Annotated in this window: 3 protein-coding genes and 1 pseudogene; all 4 read right to left on the reverse strand. The window is 70.7% G+C overall.

The window, feature by feature from the left end; all coding sequences use genetic code 11:
* Positions 1 to 487: acyl-CoA dehydrogenase family protein (locus tag IJH84_RS12865; RefSeq protein ID WP_295144501.1), on the reverse strand; the 487-nt coding region annotated here is incomplete at its 3' end.
* The gene (locus IJH84_RS12870; RefSeq protein ID WP_295144503.1) at positions 484 to 1239 is read right to left on the reverse strand and encodes an SDR family oxidoreductase; all 756 of its coding nucleotides are present in this window, start codon (positions 1237 to 1239) and stop codon (positions 484 to 486) included. The genes IJH84_RS12870 and IJH84_RS12865, both read right to left, overlap by 4 nt.
* Entirely contained in the window at positions 1236 to 2243 is a 1008-nt protein-coding gene (locus tag IJH84_RS12875; RefSeq protein ID WP_295144506.1) for a phosphotransferase family protein, read from the reverse strand. Before IJH84_RS12875 ends, IJH84_RS12870 begins: the two co-directional genes overlap by 4 nt.
* Positions 2244 to 2304: 61 nt before the next feature.
* Positions 2305 to 2418 (reverse strand): annotated as a pseudogene (locus IJH84_RS29280) (enoyl-CoA hydratase/isomerase family protein); the annotation flags it as partial.

Raw genomic sequence — 2418 nt, forward strand, 5'->3', positions numbered from 1 at the left:
CCACCCAGTCCGTTCCTCTCCGCTCAGCCCGGGTGGCGAGTCCGGCGAGGTCGGATCCCGCGGACGGTTCGGAGAACAACTGGCAGGCGAGTTCATCACCGCGCAGCAGCGACCGGACGAGGTGTCGGCGCTGCTCGGGCGTGCCGAACAGGTCGATCGTCGGAGCGCTCAGGTGCGCGCTGACCGACGCCAGCTCGTGCTGACCCGGTGTGTCGAACTCACGCTCCAGCTCGGCGAACGCCTCCTCGTGCGCGGGGGTGAGTCCAGCGCCACCGTCGGATTCGGACCAGGTCAGCGCGCCGTATCCGGCGTCGAATGTGCGGCGCTGCCATGCGCAGACGCGGTCGAGCAGCGCACGTTCCTCGTCGGCGGGCAGGTCGTGGAACACCGACACCGACGCACGGGACGCGTCGACGTCCTGACGTGGAGTCGCGTTCCGCTCGAGCCACTCCCGCGCCTCGGCGACGAATTCGTCGATGCTCGTCATCGGGCCGTCCACCCTCCGTCGACCGCCAGCACCTGGCCGGTGCAGTAGCTCGACGCCGCTGATGCGAGGAAGAGCAGCGCACCGTCCAATTCGGACCCTTCACCGGCCCGGCGGAGCATGGTGTTGCGTTCGATCCAGCGCACCGACCGGTCGTCGGCGAACAGTTCGTCGTTCATCTCCGTGCGGAACCACCCCGGCGCCAGCGCGTTGACGCGCACACCGCGCCCGCCCCAGTGCCCGGCCAGTTCCCGGGTGAGGCCGATCAGACCGGCCTTGGCCGAGGCGTAGCTCGCACCGCCCAGCGGTGCCGCGGAGACCAGTCCGAGGATCGAACTGACGTTGATCACCGACAGCGAACCGCCGTCGGCCGCGCGAGCCGCGAGCTGAGCCAGGTGGAACGGGGCAACCAGGTTGGTGCCGAGCACCCCCGCGAATCCGGACGGCGTCTCGTCCAACGGCTTCGCGCCGCTTTCCGTGCCTGCGTTGTTCACCAGCACGTCGACCGCTCCGGTTTCGGCGATCAACGCTTCCCTGGCCGCCTCGTCGGAGAGGTCGGCGGGCAGGACGCGCAGCGCCGGATTCGTGGCCGCCAGCGCGTCGAGCTTCTCCTTGCGCCGGGCCGTGATCCACACGGTCGCGCCCGCGGTGGCCAGCACGGTCGCGAACCGCGCGCCCAGTCCCGACGACGCCCCGGTCACCAGCGCCGTCTTGCCCTGCAGTCCGAACAGCTCCCCGGGAGTCGGCACCGTCATCGCGAGCCCCCTTCGAGGATGGAGCGCCCCGAAACGATCAGCGCGTCGATGGTGGCCGGTAGTTGCTCCTGGACCGGATCGTGGTGCACGCCCTCGCGATGCCGCTTCAGGTTGTGCCCCATGATCGCGGCCATCTTCATCCGCCCGAGCGCGCGGAACCACGCGTGGTCCGGCGGTTCCGGGTTCCCGCAGACCGCCAGCAGCTCCGCTTCGGACGGTAGCTCCGCCACGACACGACCGACACCGGGGAACAGCGCGCCGTCGGTGAACACGCCGAACCAGCCGAGGTCGACCCGCGGATCTCCGATGCTCCAGATCTCCCAGTCGACCAGCGCCGTCGGTTCGGCACCTACGCAGAGCAGGTTGCCGAGGCGGAAGTCGCCGTGCACCAGCACCGGATCCACGGCTACGGGCACTGCGGCCTGAAGCGCGGACAGCAACGCCTGCGAACCGGAACGGAGTTCTTCGGGAACGGCGTGCATCGTCTTCGTCCAGCGCGCGAGCTCGTCGGTGGGTCCGAGTGGTTCCGGTACCTCGCCCCCGGCCGAGCGCAGACCGGCTTCGACATCCGCGAGCGGCACGGCATGGAGACCGCCGAGGACGCGTGCCGCCGCGACCATCCGCTCCCGGGCGACCCCCGGTGGCAGCGGGCGCTCTTCGAGCACCGGCTCCTCGGCCGTTCCCGCAGCGCACTCCATGGCGAACCAAGCGGGCTCCGTCTCGCTGCGAGCGGTGACCGCGGGAAGCGGCACCCCCGCCCCGGCACCGGCTTCGGCACGCGCCGACAGCACGTGCGACTGCCGCAGGACGTCGTTGCGGCCCACCGCACGCCGTCCCGGCGGTACCGCCTTGACGACGTGGTCGCTCCCGACGGCGTCCGCGACCCGGTAGGTCAATCCACTGCGGCCACCTTCCAGCGTCCGCAACGGGCCTGACCCGCCCAGCTCGGCACGCACCCGCGCACCGAGCTCGGGATCGTCGTCCACGACGGCCGGCTTCGTCATCGCAAGCTCCTTTGCCAGCAAGGCCACCACTGCTCGATCACCGCGAAACGGACTACCGGACTCAGCGACCGGTCCACTTGGGGTCGCGCTTCTCCAAGAACGCCGAGACGCCTTCGGCCGCGTCCTGGGAGTTGAGCGTGACGCCCACCGCGAGGTGCTCCAGCACCATCAGCGA

The sequence above is a fragment of the Saccharopolyspora sp. genome (assembly GCF_017434145.1).
GTDB classification, from domain to species: Bacteria; Actinomycetota; Actinomycetes; order Mycobacteriales; family Pseudonocardiaceae; genus Saccharopolyspora_C; species Saccharopolyspora_C galaxeae.

Excerpts from the sequence above, each read along its gene's own strand:
- IJH84_RS12870 (WP_295144503.1), bottom strand. The coding sequence starts at position 1,239 with ATGACGGTGCCGACTCCCGGGGAGCTGTTCGGACTGCAGGGCAAGACG.
- IJH84_RS12875 (WP_295144506.1), bottom strand. The coding sequence starts at position 2,243 with ATGACGAAGCCGGCCGTCGTGGACGACGATCCCGAGCTCGGTGCGCGG.